Raw genomic sequence first — 15936 nt, 5'->3', positions numbered from 1 at the left:
GTATCATTGAGAAAAAGGATATGAGAGTAGGGACGCGACATGTGGAAGGCATTTTTATTAGTAATTATAGTTTCTTTTTTAATTATAAGTTGGATCTTAGTTTATGTAGCTAATGGTGTTACATCAGTTTTTGTTTGGTGGAGTATACAGGCTTTTAGTTTTATTTCAGTTTTCCTCTTGGTAGGATCAGTAATAATATTTTTTTGGAAAGGCATTTTTAGAAAGCGGATAGATAGAACGCTATTTTTAATCATTCTGTTTTCTATCATTGGAGCTTGGCCTGTCGGTTGGTTTGCTAATATAGGTAGAATTGCTTATCCAGCAGATATACAATCGATGAGTCCTAAAGCAGTAGTTCGTTTTCCTTTGAATGAGCGAGCATTAATAGGTTGGGGTGGTGATCGGTTAGAAATGAACTATCACGTTATAAAACCAAATGAAAGGTGGGCATATGATATTCTCATTCCACCTGCTGAAGTGAAAAGTAGTAAGTTAGAGGATTACGGAATATATGGAGCGAAAGTAATGGCACCAGCTTCTGGGACGGTTGTATCAATTAATAATAATGAACAAGATTTAGTTCCGGGATCGGATAATTTTCAGTCAATGGCTGGGAATCATATTTATTTACGACTAGATGAAACGGGCACATTTTTAATTCTTGCCCATTTAAAGAAAGGATCAATTAATGTGAGAGAAGGACAACATGTAAATGAAGGAGAATTTCTTGCTCAAGTCGGTAACTCAGGAAGTTCAAGTGAGCCGCATTTACATATTCATCATCAAAGGCAAGATCCGTCTAAGGTAAGTATGTTTTTTGCGGAAGGATTGCCACTTTACTTTCGAACTGAAAATGGTGTCATGATGCCGGAAAGAGGGACATACACAAGTGGTAACTAGAAGAAAATCATTTCATCCAAAAAGGGTACTCCAAATTAAAATTGGAATACCCTTTTTTCATTACCCTACAAATGTTTGATACAGTAAGAAGATATTTAAAACGATAACGAGTGCTGCAATTATCCAAGCGATAAATGTTGTTATACGGTGGTTAACGAGTGCACCCATAATCTTTTTGTTACTTGTAAACATAATAAGTGGCACTAGTGCAAATGCAATACCGAATGATAAGACGACTTGGCTCATGACTAGAGCGTAAGTTGGATTTACACCTAAAGCGATAATAACTAATGGTGGAATCATTGTAATAAATCGGCGTAAGTATAACGGAATATGCATGCGAATGAAACCTTGCATAATAATATCACCCGACATTGTACCGACAGAAGAGCTAGATAGTCCTGCTGATAAGAGCCCAATTCCAAACAAAGCAGCTGATATAGGACCTACTAAGTTGGTAAATTGAGTGTAAGCAACATCTAAATCTTCAACGTGCAAGCCGTTTTTAAAGAATAGTGCAGCAGCAACAATTAACATACTTGCATTAATTGCTCCAGCAATAACCATTGCAATAATAATATCAATAAACTCGAAGCGGAAAATCTTTTTCTTTTGTTCATCATTTGTTCCGACTACGCGGCGCTGCGTTAAGGCGGAATGCAAATAGATTGCATGCGGCATAACTGTCGCACCTAAAATCCCTGCTGCAAGTAATATACTGTCTACACCTTGGAATTTTGGAATAAATAGTCCTGAAAGAAGGGGACTTAATTCTGGTTTTGCATAAAAAACTTGAATCCCAAAAGCAATTACTACAATGAAAATCATTCCTGTAATAATAGCTTCTAGTGGACGAAATCCTCTACGTTGAAACTCAAGAATAATAAATGATCCGGCTGCTGTAATTAAAGCGGCAGGTAGCATCGGGATTCCAAATAGTAAGTAAAGTCCTAATGCAGCTCCAATAAATTCCGCTAAATCTGTAGCCATAATAACTAGTTCACCTTGTATCCATAAACCGATAGACACAGGCTTTGGAAAGTTTTCACGAGCTATTTCGGGTAAATTGTTTCCTGTAGCAATTCCTAATTTAGCTGATAAAGTTTGGATTAATACAGCCATTAAGTTAGAAGCGAGTATAACCCATAATAGTAAATATCCATATTGTGAACCAGCTGCGATATTTGTAGCAAAGTTGCCAGGATCAATATAAGCAACGGACGCGATAAAAGCGGGTCCTAAAAATGGTAACAGTCTTTTCCAGCCTTTTGTTTCTCCACTTAAAGCTAAGTGAGCTGATTGTACGGTTGTACTTTCAGAAGGGAGATGTTCATCTTTTGTTATATCTTTATTCATAGTAGTTTTCCCCTTTAAAATGTTAACTTGATGAAATTATTGTATTTATTCTTACTCATTATTTCAATACATTTAAATATGTTATGTGATAATTTCATTTGAACACGAAAGTTTCCTTAATGCAAATTATATGCCTTTATGCAATGGATGGTGTGATAATGTAAAATGAATTGGGAGTTTATGGTGTGATGACGTGGGGAAACATAGTGAATTAAAGGGCTGTTTTTGAAATTTATGTGAACATAAAGCTGATAATACAGCATATTAATTGATGGAATTGCATTTGTATGATATATAATATATTGGGATTACAACATAACCATAGTGTTTTGATGTGTAATCTTGTTTTTTATTTTTGTTAACTGATAGAAAATAGTATAAAGAAAAGAAAATGGGATTCATTTTCTTATTATATATGTTTTGATATGAACGTTAACTTATACATGATTTTAAAAATTAGATAGGTGGTAGAAATACATTGACAACTACAAAACCATACAGAGTATTACTATATTACATGTACACAACAATTGAAAACCCAGAAGAATTCGCGGCAGAGCATTTAGCATTTTGTAATTCACTTGAATTAAAAGGAAGAATTCTTGTAGCGAAAGAAGGTATTAACGGAACTTGTTCTGGAACTGTAGAACAAACAGAGAAATACATGGAAGCAATGAACAATGATCCACGTTTTGACGGTATCGTATTTAAAATAGATGAAGCTGATGGTCATGCATTCAAGAAAATGCACGTGCGTCCTCGTCCAGAGTTAGTTACACTTCGTCTAGAAGATGACATTAACCCACACGAAATAACTGGGAAGTATTTAGAGCCAAAAGATTTTTATGAAGCAATGAAACAAGAAGATACAGTTATCATTGATGCACGAAATGATTATGAATTTGATTTAGGTCACTTCAAAGGTGCGATTAAACCTGATATCGAATCATTCCGTGAATTACCAGATTGGATTCGTGAAAACAAAGAAGTACTTGAAGGTAAAAAGATTTTAACTTATTGTACAGGCGGAATTCGTTGTGAGAAGTTTTCTGGTTGGTTAGTTCGCGAAGGCTACGAAGATGTAAGTCAGCTTCACGGCGGAATTGTAACGTACGGAAAAGACCCAGAAGTACAAGGTGAGCTTTGGGATGGACAATGTTACGTGTTCGATGAGCGTATCGCTGTACCAGTAAACCAAAAAGAACATGTTATCGTTGGTAAAGACCACTTTACAGGTGAACCTTGTGAGCGCTATGTAAACTGTTCAAATCCAGAATGTAATAAGAAAATTTTATGTTCTGAAGAAAACGAAGCGAAATATTTACGTGCATGTTCTCATGAATGTCGTGTAAGTCCACGTAACCGCTACGTAATACAACATGAATTAACGGAAGAGCAAGTAGCTGCTGCATTAGAGCAAATCGAAGCAGGGAAGTAAACTGAATTCGTATAATAAAAGGGGTACTCCAAGTTTTATTTTGGAGCACCCTTTTTTTATTATCCGGTCCTGTCATTTGTCGGTAAGTCGATATATTAAAAAAATCGCTGATATATTTCGAGTTGCGCCGATATAATCGGAAAATCGCTCATAAAAATTTCACTTACTGCAGCGCGCCAAGAATTTGAAAATAACCTTTTTTAATTTTTATCTTCTTTCTCTTTAACGGCAGAAAGTACAGTTTGTTTTACCCAAGCTTTTCTTCGTTTATGTTGTAGACCCCATTGGTATAAACTTTGGGCTCCTAAAATAAGTGAAATGACAATGCCACTAATCGCAATTAATAGAGCGAAAAATTCAAGAGGTGACGATATTTTGTTTGAATCGGTGTTTCTTAAAAGGTCAATCATAGTAAACCCTAACATTTGGCCCACTACAGAGTAGAGCGTTAAAATTAATAATAAAAGGCTATCTTTTTTAGAGGCGACATTTTCTTGATATTTAAACAAACTATCAAGATTTTGTTTCGCGTTCGAGTATAGAACCTCAATATTAAAAAGTTTTCTTAAACGAAAGAAAATATCTTCACTTTGTGATTGGGATACTAATTCTAAAGAAAAATAATTAGCAGTGAACGAATTGATCGAATAAATTAATTTCTCTATTTCATTAGTATCTTGTTCAATGTTTAGCTCAGCATAGGCGTTCGCCATTTTTAATAAAACAATTTTATGGAATAGGTTTAATAATAAAGCGTAATAAAATTCCCCGTACATTTGACTAGCAAGTTTAGCGATTTCGCGTTCTCCTTCATTTGTTACACATGTAAAAATATGTTCTTCCATTATGAAATAACGATTTGGAGCCCATCTCTGGTAAGCGTGTTTTTTTAAATAGTCATGAATGTAAGGAAGGTTATTTGCGCTCACATATAGCTTACCATCACTTGTTAATCCGGAAAGACTAGAAGTACGATAAACATCCACTTCATTAAGTTCCATACCTTCTTTTAGTGACAATAAAGTTTGGACGTACATTCTTTGGTCTTCGAAGAAAGGGAAGGTTTGAAAGTATGAACTTCTTAATCTCTTCTTTTCAAAGAAATCAGTTACGCCATGAAATAAATAACCAAAAATGAATTTTTCAACTTGGGAATACTTTTTTCCGTTATATTCAATACAAATAGTCTCATTTGTATCATTTTTAGTTTCAAGTACACGGAAGCGAGCAGCGAATTCGATTGCTTCAGATAAAGTCATGTTTGGAGCAGTGTTTACTTCTGTTCGAATTGTTAAGAAGCCAAGTTCATAAGGACAAAGTGTTACATCAATAGAGTGTATCTTGAATGGGATTGAAATAAGGTTTGTTGTTAAATGTCCAGTTAAGTTAAGGTCCTTTGAATAACGTTGCAAGCCCTTTTGATGCTCTGAGTGAGGAAAGAGAATTTTATTTGTAAATGAAAGATAGTATGCTTCCATATTTTGATGTGAAACTTTAAACTCCCCATAATATGTATTTTCATCATCGAGATGATCGAGCCGAAAAGGACGAAAATCGTTTTTTTGTAAGAAAGGGAACATCTCTTGTTCATATCCAGCTTTAAACGAAAACGGGAATATAAATTGAAATATAGCTGTTGCTACACCTTTTTCCTCAATTGATTGTATTGCCTCCATCTACATTGTGTCCTTTCCATATATGCTATAGAAACAACATGCCCAAATTTATTTGAAAATAACCACTCTTTTATACTCAATTGAGAGTGAAAATTCAGCTTATTTAGCAGAGGACATGTATAATGTTATGTATACTAAAAGTTATAAAATTTTATTTTGAAAAGGGGGATGCTGTATGCGGATTTTAGTATTAGGCGCTGGTGGAGTCGGAGGATTTTTTGGTGGCAGATTAGTCGAAAAGGGAGAAGATGTTACATTTCTTGTTCGTAGTAAACGGAAAAAACAATTAGAGGAAAGAGGACTTGTAATCCGAAGTGTTAACGGGGATTTTTCCTTTCAACCGAAATTAATAACGAAAGAAGAGAGAACTTCTCCATTTGATGTCATTTTATTTTCAACAAAAGCGTATCACTTAAACGAGGCAATTCAAGATTTGAAGCCGTTTGTTGGCGAAAATACTGTAATCATTCCATTGTTAAATGGTATCGCTCATTTATCGCTATTACAAAAAGAATTCGGCGAAGAAAAAGTAATTGGCGGTTTATGCTTTATCGAGACGACGTTAAACGATCAAGGAGAAATTGTACAAACTAGCGCTGCTAACAGACTTGTATTTGGAGAAATTAAGTCTCAAAATTCAGAGAGAGTAAAGCATATTTCTAAAGCATTTGCAGGTACGAAATCTAGTTTTGTTTTAAGTGAAAATATTACGCAAGATATGTGGCATAAATATTTATTTATTACTGTAATGTCAGGTGTGACAACGTTAATGCGTGCACCAATTGGACCAATCCGTGAAAGTGAAGGCGGCCGTGATTTTATCCGTAATGTATTTGAGGAATCTGTACAAATCATGAGAGTATTAGGAGCTCCCGTAAAGGAAAATATTGCCGAGGAACATATGAAAACGATTGATAAAATTTCGTATGATATGAAGTCATCGATGCAACGTGATATGGAGAAGGGTTCGTTTATTGAAGGGAAGCACTTGCAAGGATATTTACTGGATGTAGCAGAGCAATTTTCTATAGCGGCACCATTATTAGGCACTATATATCAAAATTTAAAGGTGTATGAAGAGATGACCTTTAACAAATCTGTAATAGAATTAGATGTATGAAAAAATAAAAAAGATAGCAATATATAAGTGTATTGCTATCTTTTTTATTTTTTGTATGACAAATTATTTATTTCTTTTCGTTCTATCTGTCAAATTTATTTCCTGTTCACGTTTACCATATAACTGATTAATTTCATTTGCTACTGCATCTAAATATGAATCGGAAAAAATAGGCTTCTTTTCTTTAGACATATGGGTCTCCTTTGCGGATTTTTTAGTATTCATTATGTATATTTCTCAGTGGATTATGCACAATCATTTTAATTTTTTTCTTATTAAAAATTTTTGTTTACTTTTTGAAAATAAAGGAGTATTATAATCCACAGTTTCAATTTTCTAAATCGCTGAAACCGCATGGTACGGGGGACCCGTTTTTACGGATTAGTACATAATCCGATGGGGTGAATCCTTGAAAAAGGTAGGGCTACTCATAGGCCCGAATCCGACAGCTAACCTCGTAAGCGTTATATTGAGAAGGAAGGTGGAGCTTGTGCGACAAAAAAAATAATGTCTACAAGTCTATTTCGCTATGGCTTGTAGACATTTTTTGTTTTCTGAGGAAATCGTTTACTGGCTGTAACAAGCAGTAAAGTTCGTACAAAATTATTGGAGAGTGGACAGCATTGGTTTCATCTATTAAAAGATTTTTAATTGGAAGACCGTTAAAATCAACGGAGCTTGGAGAACAGAAGCTTAATAAAACGAAAGCTTTAGCTATTTTATCTTCTGACGCATTGTCATCAGTTGCTTACGGTCCAGAACAAATTTTAATTGCTTTAGCAGGTGTTGGAGCGATCGCTTATTGGTATTCCATTCCGATCGCTGTTGGGGTATTAGTATTATTGACAGCCCTTATTTTATCTTATCGTCAAATTATTTTTGCTTATCCGCATGGCGGGGGAGCGTATGTTGTATCAAAAGAAAATTTAGGGATGAATCCAGGCTTAATTGCTGGAGGATCTTTATTAGTTGACTATATTTTAACTGTTGCGGTAAGTGTGTCCGCTGGTACAGATGCAATTACGTCTGCATTTCCTAGCTTACATGCACACAACGTAATTATTGCGGTTATATTTGTTATATTAATTACGATCTTAAATTTAAGAGGAGTAACGGAATCAGCTTCCGTTTTAGCATATCCTGTTTATTTATTCGTTTTAGCATTATTTATATTAATTGGTGTAGGCATATATAATATTTTAACTGGTCATGTTTCACCCACTTTACATGCGCCGATTGGTACACCAGTTGCAGGGATTAGTTTATTTTTATTACTAAGAGCATTTGCATCAGGTAGTTCTGCTTTAACAGGTGTTGAAGCAATTTCAAACGCAATTCCGAACTTTAAAGATCCTGCGCCAAACAATGCTGCAAAAACATTGCTTGCAATGGGTGCATTACTTGCTGTGTTATTTTCAGGAATTGTGTTTTTAGCCTATTATTACGGAGTGACTCCGAGTAAAGAAGTAACAGTTGTTTCTCAAATTGCTGAACAAACATTTGGACGTAATTTCATGTACTATTTCATACAAGGTACAACAGCTTTAATATTAATTCTTGCTGCTAATACAGGTTATTCTGCATTTCCTTTATTAGCGGTTAACCTTGCAAAAGATAAATTCATACCGAGAATGTTTACGATTAGAGGAGACCGTCTAGGTTACTCAAACGGTATTATTATACTTGGAGTTGCTTCGATTATTTTAATTGTAGCTTTCCAAGGACAAACAGAACATTTAATTCCACTATATGCAGTAGGTGTATTTATTCCATTTACACTTTCTCAAACAGGAATGGTATTAAAATGGCTTCGCGAAAAGCCTGAAGGATGGGCTTTAAGATTAACGGTTAATTTAATTGGTGCAGTTATTAGTTTTATCGTAATGAGCATGTTCTTTTTAACTAAATTTGCACAAGTTTGGTCGATTCTTATTTTCTTACCAGTTATTATCTTCTTATTCCATCGAATTAAGAAGCATTATGATGCAGTGGGTGATCAATTAAGTTTAAAAACTTGCGAGCCTCTTATTCCAATTGAGGGGAATGTAATTGTCGTTCCTGTAGCAGGTATGACGCATGTAGTAGAAAATTCATTGAACTATGCGAAGTCTCTTTCGGCAGATCAAGTTATCGCTGTATATGTTGCTTTTGACAGAGAAGAAGAAAAGAAATTTGAAGAGAAATGGAAGAAGTGGCAACCTGAAGTAAGGCTTGTTACATTACATTCTCATTATAGAAGTATTATTCAGCCGCTAACGAAGTTCATTGATACAGTGCAATATAAGGCAAGTGAATCGAATTACCGCGTTACGGTCGTTATACCACAGTTCATTCCGAAAAAAGGTTGGCATAACATTCTTCATAATCAATCCAGTTTACTCATACGTGCGTATTTACTTTATAAAAGAAATGTTGTTATTACGACAGTTCCATATCATTTGAAAAAATAAGAAGATTTTTTAAGGATAGTTTCATGAAAATGAAGCTATCCTTTTTGTGTATATGCTATGCATAATTGCATACGGGGTTAAAAAATTATATCAATATAATTTTATCGGTTGTTTGCAAGTAGTGTTTTCTGTTGTGATATGTAGATATTTCAATCGATAAAGTGAATCGGATTATATTTTGAAATAAGGACATGAAAGCTTGAAAATAAAGGGAATGAAAATACTTCTTTACGTTATATAAACAGCTGTGTTTAAATGACCTTACAGTACAAAACTTATATGAAAACAAAACGAAATTTCATATTTACGTATGTTGTTTAGTTTAAAATGAATAATATTTTTATGTAATATATTCACTGTGTGAATGTGGGGATTTCGATGAAATAGAAAATTTATACAATATTATTCATACTAAACACATATGAAAAATAATAAAATGTTTTGTGACGATAAGTAAGTACTGTAGCAATACGAGAGAGGTGGTTCATACATGGATCACGGTGAGAACGTTCTCTATTTTAATCATCTCAAATTATGGGCAAGAAAATAGAATAATAAAATGCGATAGTAATAGTTGCTAATACATAGGAGGAGTTAAAGTGAAAAAGACTTTAATTACAGGGTTATTGGTTACAGCAGTATCTACGAGTTGCTTCATTCCTGTAAGCGCTTACGCTAAGGAGGGGCAAACGGAAGTGAAAACAGTATATGCGCAAAATGTAATTGCTCCAAATACATTATCCAATTCAATTAGAATGTTAGGATCACAATCACCGCTTATTCAAGCATACGGATTAATTATTTTGCAACAGCCAGACATTAAGGTAAATGCGATGAGTAGCTTAACGAATCATCAAAAGTTTGCAAAGGCGAATGTACGAGAGTGGATTGATGAATATAATCCGAAGCTAATTGACTTAAATCAAGAGATGATGAGATACAGCACTAGATTTAATAGCTATTATAGTAAGCTCTATGAACTAGCAGGAAACGTAAATGAAGATCAGCAAGCAAAAGCAGATTTTATGAGTGCATATGGAAAATTACAATTGCAAGTACAAAGCATCCAAGAGAGTATGGAGCAAGATTTATTAGAGTTAAATCGATTTAAAACGGTATTAGATAAAGATAGTAACAACTTATCAATTAAAGCCGATGAAGCAATAAAAACACTGCAAGGATCAAGTGGAGATATTGTGAAATTAAGAGAAGATATTAAAAGAATTCAAGGAGAAATTCAAGCTGAACTAACTACTATTTTGAATAGACCTCAAGAAATCATTAAAGGTTCTATTAATATCGGTAAACAAGTATTTACAATCACAAATCAAACTGCACAAACGAAAACAATTGATTTTGTTTCTATCGGTACTTTAAGTAATGAAATTGTAAATGCTGCAGATAGTCAAACGAGAGAAGCAGCTCTTCGCATTCAACAAAAGCAAAAAGAGTTATTACCACTTATTCAAAAGTTATCACAAACTGAAGCAGAGGCGACTCAAATTACATTCGTTGAAGATCAAGTAAATAGCTTTACAGAATTAATTGATCGTCAAATTACAACTTTAGAAACGTTATTAACGGATTGGAAAGTTTTAAATAATAATATGATCCAAATTCAAACAAATGTTGAAGAAGGCACGTATACAGGCAGTAGTTTACTTCAAAAACATTTCAATCAAATTAAAAAAGTAAGTGATGAAATGAATAAGCAAACAAATCAATTTGAAGATTACGTTACAAACGTTGAAGTACATTAAACAGAAAAATAATTAGCGATATAGGGAGAGAAGAAAAATGACAAAAAAACCTTATAAAGTAATGGCTCTATCAGCACTGATGGCAGTATTTGCAGCAGGAAATATTATGCCGGCTCATACGTATGCAGCTGAAAGTACAGTGAAACAAGCTCCAGTTCATGCGGTAGCAAAAGCTTATAATGACTATGAAGAATATTCATTAGGACCAGAAGGCTTGAAAGATGCAATGGAAAGAACAGGTTCAAATGCTTTAGTAATGGATCTGTATGCTTTAACAATTATTAAACAAGGTAATGTTAACTTTGGAAATGTATCGACTGTTGATGCAGCTTTAAAAGGAAAGGTGATTCAGCATCAAGATACAGCTAGAGGAAATGCGAAGCAATGGTTAGATGTATTAAAGCCACAGCTTATTTCAACGAATCAAAACATCATTAACTACAATACGAAATTCCAAAACTATTATGATACTTTAGTTGCTGCAGTTGATGTAAAGGATAAAGCGACTCTTACGAAAGGCTTAACTAGATTATCAAGTAGTATTAATGAAAATAAAGCACAAGTGGATCAGTTAGTAGAAGACTTGAAGAAATTCCGAAATAAAATGACTTCGGATACGCAAAACTTCAAGGGTGATGCAAATCAAATTACATCTATATTAGCTAGTCAAGATGCAGGGATTCCGCTTCTGCAAAATCAAATTACAACGTACAATGAAGCAATTAGTAAATATAATGCAATTATTATCGGTTCATCTGTTGCGACAGCTCTAGGACCAATTGCAATTATCGGTGGTGCAGTAGTTATTGCTACGGGCGCAGGAACACCGCTAGGAGTAGCATTAATTGCAGGTGGTGCAGCAGCTGTAGGCGGTGGTACAGCTGGAATCGTATTAGCGAAGAAAGAGCTTGATAATGCACAAGCAGAAATTCAAAAGATAACAGGACAAGTTACAACTGCGCAATTAGAAGTAGCAGGATTAACGAACATTAAAACACAAACAGAGTATTTAACAAATACAATTGATACTGCAATTACAGCGTTACAAAATATTTCAAACCAATGGTACACAATGGGATCAAAATACAATTCTTTACTTCAAAATGTAGATTCTATTAGTCCAAACGACCTAGTTTTCATTAAAGAAGATTTAAACATTGCGAAAGATAGCTGGAAAAACATTAAAGACTATGCAGAAAAGATTTATGCTGAAGATATTAAAGTAGTAGATACGAAAAAAGCATAATCGAATACGAATCGTTAGAGCGTTAAGTGTTGATGAATGATTTGAAGCTCCTGTTCAGTTGTGAGCAGGAGCTTTTGATATCCTTATAAAGAGAATAGGTGAAAAATATGCAGAAACGATTTTATAAAAAATGTCTTTTAGCGGTAATGATTGCTGGGGTGGCAACGAGTAACGTATTTCCTTTACATCCTTTTGCAGCAGAACAAAATGTAAAGGTGCTACAAGAAAATGTGAAAAACTATTCTCTTGGACCAGCTGGATTCCAAGAAGTAATGGCACAAACAACATCAAGTATATTTGCAATGGATTCATATGCAAAATTAATTCAAAATCAACAAGAGACGGATTTAAGTAAAATAAGTTCGATTAATAGTGAATTTAAAGGGAATATGATTCAGCATCAAAGAGATGCAAAAGTTAATGCAGCATATTGGTTAAATAATATGAAGCCTCAAATTATGAAAACGGATCAAAATATTATTAATTACAATAATACTTTTCAATCGTGTTATAATGACATGTTAATAGCGATTGATCAAAAGGATAGCGGAAAATTAAAAGCGGATTTAGAAAAGTTGTATGCGGATATTGTAAAGAATCAAAATGAGGTAGATGGATTATTAGGGAATTTGAAAGCTTTTCGCGATAGAATGGCGAAAGATACAAATAGTTTCAAAGAGGATACAAATCAGTTAACAGCGATATTGGCAAGTACGAATGCTGGTATTCCAGCTTTAGAGCAACAAATAAATACATATAACGATTCAATTAAAAAGAGTAATGATATGGTCATTGCTGGTGGCGTACTTTGCGTAGCGCTAATAACATGTCTTGCTGGCGGGCCAATGATCGCGGTTGCGAAAAAAGATATCGCAAATGCAGAAAGAGAAATCGCTAATTTAAAAGATAGAATTTCAGGAGCGCAAGCAGAAGTCTTAATTTTGACTGATGTAAAAAATAAAACAACAAACATGACAGAAACAATTGATGCAGCAATTATAGCATTGCAAAATATATCAAATCAATGGTATACAGTAGGTGCAAAATATAATAATTTACTACAAAACGTAAAAGGAATTAGTCCGGAAGAGTTTACGTTTATAAAAGAAGATTTACATACAGCGAAAGATAGCTGGAAAGATGTAAAGGATTATACAGAAAAATTACATGAAGGCGTGGCGAAGTAAACAGTGGACTAGTTCTGCTGTTTATTTTTTTATCTTGTTTTTTTGTAAGGGTTGAACTTGCAATTATATATAAGTTTGTCATGTATTTTTATATTTTTTATAAATTCTAAAAGGACATTCCCTATTGTTGGTATGATAGACAGAAACTGTTTTTTTAGAACAGGAGACAATAAATAGGGAAAATAACATTAGGATTATTAGTTATATTTCTACTTATATTTATGTACATGTCTTTAGTAGGAGATGAGAATAAGGGTTCCTTAACTCCTAATCTGATTTCAAAGGAAAAATATTTAGAAATTGATTCTGTTGCTGGAGGTACATTTAGAGATTATGGTCAAGAAGCAGAAGCAGTGTTTGAAAAACTAAGTAGTCAGAAAAATGTTGAAACAAAAAAGATTTTTTGAGGAAGAAATTTTTGAAGAATCATTATAGACTTTTACTTTATTAGTATTAACTGAAACTTATTCACTTAATTTCCTATCAGAAATTATAAAGTGAAAACAGAACATGAAATACGCAAAAAATATCACAGGGCAGATCCTCAAAATATTTCAAAATCCACCCTGTGATCATATACTCATTTACAAGTGAAAATAATTAATACCCTAAAATATCTACTTCAGCTGCTGAAGCAAATCCATTCTGTCCTTTCGTTACTTCCACTTTTACATACTTTGCAGTAACTGGGGTAAATGTTGCCGTTTTCTTATCACTATTATTTTCCCATGTTCCTGATGATATTTTGTCATACGTAATGCCATCTACACTCGTATAAATATTGTAAGTTAAAATACGGCCATTTTCTGACCAATCTTGCCTTGGAAGATATGCCAATTGTGAAATGGTACGTGTATCACCAAGTTCTAGTGTCAAATTGTAAGGATATTGATTTGGTGTCCAAGTACTATGCCAAAATGTATCTGTTTTTCCATCTATCGCCTTACTAGCTGAGCCCGTTGATTCCTCACTATTTGCACTTGCCTTCATTATTTTTTTTGACAATACAGCAAGTGGTTTAACAGGTTTAGCATCCGTCGCTTCCCATATAGGTGCAATTAATGTTGGATTGTTTAAAGCTTCTACTTTTTGTCTCGTTTCTTGTGTTGCTTTCAATCCCCATTTATCAAAGAATGGCAGTACATTTTGTTTTGCTATTTTCGATGTATTGTAAATAAATGCCTGTATTTTATCCTCGTCTGTTTTGGGAAGTTGATCCTCTGGTATCTCACGATATAATTTGTGGAGATTTGGATAAAAATCATCCCCATATGCCAAATGAAGTTGCCAAAGCATAACAAGTTTTACAAACAGGTCGTCAATATTTTTATATTCCTTATTTGTTTGTTTTAAATACGCAAAAGCTCTATTATAATCTCCCTCTGTATCTAAACGTGTTGGTATATTTGGGTATATTTTCTTGAATGCAGCTAAAGAATATAGATTATTAGTTACTTCACCCATACCTCTTAAATCATTCCACGTCCATGGATATTGTTGTCGTGCATGTCCCGCTTCATGCATTTGTCCCCACCCAAACTCATTGACATTTAAAGTACTTTTGATAGCTTCACCAGCAGTCGTAAAGACGGCTCCATCCCAACTTGCATACATGCCCCAACTTTGTGCGTTAGGATTTTCTACAAAGGCCCAAATACGACGAGTTGAACGATGTAAAGGATTAGGATCTGTTTCAGATAGCCCTGCTAACTTGTCTTGCGCTCGAATCATTTCATCATATTTATTTAATAGGGGCACAGGATCTTGATTTACAATATATTTATTGGCACTATCACGAGTTACAGTTAGCACCGCTCGTTCTGATTTCAATTGTACTGCATGCGCATTTGGATAGTTGTTCATCATGGCAATCCAGTCTGCTTTTGTGTGTTTCCCTAATACAAAGAAAGGAATAGGGCTACCGCCTTGCGTTACTTGCACCTTAACTGTTCCTGTGCTTTGAAAATTATCTAACCCTAATACGCCGCCGTTTGGTGAAGAGATGGTATTAGAGCCAGGTGAAAGATCAATTTCTTTTCCCCATTCTTTATCATATTGATGTGTCCCAATAATGGCTCTAATCTTTTGCGTTCCTGATACTGTAATTGTAACCTGTTCATTAGGTTTCACATATATGCCTGTTGGCATATAATTTTTTTGCTCACTTCTTTTTTCTCTTTTTGCTTCATCCCAAAAACTTCCTGTACCTGGAAGGTCAAACTCTCTTTGTTCAAATTGAGTTGCAGTTTGTGCAGTTTCAGCATGTACATCTAAATTGTTTGACATAATAGGTGTAAATAACGTGGTTGCTAAAATAGCAGATGTTGCAAACACCTTTATAGTTTTTTGTAATCTACAATTCTTTCTTCTGTTCATATAGATCAGTCCCTTCGTTAAAATTCATTATTACTTACATACGAAATATCAGTTTTTTCACTAATGCCGAAAGTGGATTTTTTAAATTCACACTTATAAAAAAATGTTGATGATATCTTTAGATGAGTAAAAAAAAGCATAGTAACACTTCAAGTTCCCTTCCTGATTAATTTAGAAACACATTACCTTCATTGATTTCTTAAATCACTCCTCTAAGTAAACAATTAAGATAAATGTCCTATCTCAAAGCTCCTTTCCTAATTTTGGGATTACGAATTAAGTATAGTTCAAAAATAAAGTTATACAATTGAGAAAAATTAAAATGTTAAAAAATTACATTCTCGTAAAATTTTTAACATTTACTAAAAAATATTTGTTATAGAGAGGAGATTCACATACCCATCAAGCTAAACTTTTGAAATATCTC

The 15936-nt window shown here is 33.9% G+C and carries 12 protein-coding genes and 1 riboswitch; of the genes, 8 read left to right on the top strand and 4 right to left on the bottom strand.

What is annotated here, in order from left to right:
- Positions 1 to 39: 39 nt before the first annotated feature.
- Entirely contained in the window at positions 40 to 900 is an 861-nt protein-coding gene (locus ACTFSL_RS00120; protein ID WP_000265298.1) for a M23 family metallopeptidase, read from the top strand.
- A 60-nt stretch (positions 901 to 960) separates the two neighbouring features.
- Here ACTFSL_RS00120 and ACTFSL_RS00115 read toward each other — a convergent pair whose 3' ends face one another.
- Positions 961 to 2256 carry an Nramp family divalent metal transporter gene (locus ACTFSL_RS00115; protein WP_048656561.1) on the bottom strand — a complete coding sequence of 432 codons (1296 nt, stop codon included), beginning with the start codon at positions 2254 to 2256 and terminating at the stop codon, positions 961 to 963.
- Between the two features lie 478 nt (positions 2257 to 2734).
- Here ACTFSL_RS00115 and trhO point away from each other — a divergent pair, with 478 nt between their 5' ends.
- Positions 2735 to 3694, top strand: a complete 960-nt coding sequence (trhO, locus tag ACTFSL_RS00110; protein WP_088338671.1) for an oxygen-dependent tRNA uridine(34) hydroxylase TrhO — start codon at positions 2735 to 2737, stop codon at positions 3692 to 3694.
- 200 nt (positions 3695 to 3894) lie between these two features.
- Here the strand turns inward: trhO and ACTFSL_RS00105 are convergent, their stop codons facing one another.
- A complete protein-coding gene (locus ACTFSL_RS00105; protein WP_088338672.1) occupies positions 3895 to 5370 on the bottom strand; it encodes a hypothetical protein in 1476 nt (491 codons plus the stop codon).
- 175 nt (positions 5371 to 5545) lie between these two features.
- On the opposite strand from ACTFSL_RS00105, the gene panE reads away from it, so the two are divergent.
- Complete coding sequence (panE, locus tag ACTFSL_RS00100; protein WP_088338673.1) at positions 5546 to 6490, top strand: 2-dehydropantoate 2-reductase; 945 nt, start codon at positions 5546 to 5548, stop codon at positions 6488 to 6490.
- Positions 6491 to 6553: 63 nt separating this feature from the next.
- On the opposite strand, the gene ACTFSL_RS00095 is transcribed toward panE, so the two are convergent.
- Positions 6554 to 6682: a hypothetical protein gene (locus ACTFSL_RS00095; RefSeq protein WP_000031873.1), complete on the bottom strand. Its 129-nt coding sequence runs from the start codon at positions 6680 to 6682 to the stop codon at positions 6554 to 6556.
- 140 nt (positions 6683 to 6822) lie between these two features.
- A riboswitch (cyclic di-AMP (ydaO/yuaA leader) is annotated at positions 6823 to 6969 on the top strand.
- Positions 6970 to 7113: 144 nt separating this feature from the next.
- Here ACTFSL_RS00095 and ACTFSL_RS00090 point away from each other — a divergent pair.
- From ACTFSL_RS00090 to ACTFSL_RS00070, 5 genes are all read left to right on the top strand, one after another.
- Complete coding sequence (locus ACTFSL_RS00090) at positions 7114 to 8940, top strand: APC family permease (protein WP_000254887.1); 1827 nt, start codon at positions 7114 to 7116, stop codon at positions 8938 to 8940.
- Between the two features lie 599 nt (positions 8941 to 9539).
- A complete protein-coding gene (gene nheA, locus ACTFSL_RS00085; RefSeq protein WP_088338949.1) occupies positions 9540 to 10700 on the top strand; it encodes a non-hemolytic enterotoxin NHE subunit A in 1161 nt (386 codons plus the stop codon).
- A gap of 37 nt (positions 10701 to 10737) precedes the next feature.
- Complete coding sequence (gene nheB, locus ACTFSL_RS00080) at positions 10738 to 11946, top strand: non-hemolytic enterotoxin NHE subunit B (RefSeq protein WP_088338950.1); 1209 nt, start codon at positions 10738 to 10740, stop codon at positions 11944 to 11946.
- Positions 11947 to 12053: 107 nt separating this feature from the next.
- On the top strand, positions 12054 to 13133 hold the full coding sequence (nheC, locus tag ACTFSL_RS00075) for a non-hemolytic enterotoxin subunit C (RefSeq protein ID WP_088338951.1): 1080 nt from the start codon (positions 12054 to 12056) through the stop codon (positions 13131 to 13133).
- A gap of 227 nt (positions 13134 to 13360) precedes the next feature.
- Positions 13361 to 13540, top strand: coding sequence for a hypothetical protein (locus tag ACTFSL_RS00070; RefSeq protein WP_000060529.1), 180 nt, complete (start codon positions 13361 to 13363; stop codon positions 13538 to 13540).
- Between the two features lie 193 nt (positions 13541 to 13733).
- On the opposite strand, the gene ACTFSL_RS00065 is transcribed toward ACTFSL_RS00070, so the two are convergent.
- Entirely contained in the window at positions 13734 to 15509 is a 1776-nt protein-coding gene (locus ACTFSL_RS00065; RefSeq protein WP_001081793.1) for a M60 family metallopeptidase, read from the bottom strand.
- Positions 15510 to 15936: the final 427 nt, after the last annotated feature.

The organism is Bacillus cereus group sp. MYBK108-1, from assembly GCF_051917185.1.
GTDB classification, from domain to species: Bacteria; Bacillota; Bacilli; order Bacillales; family Bacillaceae_G; genus Bacillus_A; species Bacillus_A cereus.
Note: the sequence above shows the minus strand (reverse complement) of the source record. Positions and strands in the feature narration are given on the sequence as shown.

Coding starts and splice junctions, on each gene's coding strand:
- ACTFSL_RS00070 (WP_000060529.1), top strand. CDS start 13,361: ATGTCTTTAGTAGGAGATGAGAATAAGGGTTCCTTAACTCCTAATCTG.
- ACTFSL_RS00105 (WP_088338672.1), bottom strand. CDS start 5,370: ATGGAGGCAATACAATCAATTGAGGAAAAAGGTGTAGCAACAGCTATA.
- panE (WP_088338673.1), top strand. CDS start 5,546: ATGCGGATTTTAGTATTAGGCGCTGGTGGAGTCGGAGGATTTTTTGGT.
- ACTFSL_RS00065 (WP_001081793.1), bottom strand. CDS start 15,509: ATGAACAGAAGAAAGAATTGTAGATTACAAAAAACTATAAAGGTGTTT.
- ACTFSL_RS00095 (WP_000031873.1), bottom strand. CDS start 6,682: ATGTCTAAAGAAAAGAAGCCTATTTTTTCCGATTCATATTTAGATGCA.
- ACTFSL_RS00120 (WP_000265298.1), top strand. CDS start 40: ATGTGGAAGGCATTTTTATTAGTAATTATAGTTTCTTTTTTAATTATA.
- nheB (WP_088338950.1), top strand. CDS start 10,738: ATGACAAAAAAACCTTATAAAGTAATGGCTCTATCAGCACTGATGGCA.
- ACTFSL_RS00115 (WP_048656561.1), bottom strand. CDS start 2,256: ATGAATAAAGATATAACAAAAGATGAACATCTCCCTTCTGAAAGTACA.
- nheC (WP_088338951.1), top strand. CDS start 12,054: ATGCAGAAACGATTTTATAAAAAATGTCTTTTAGCGGTAATGATTGCT.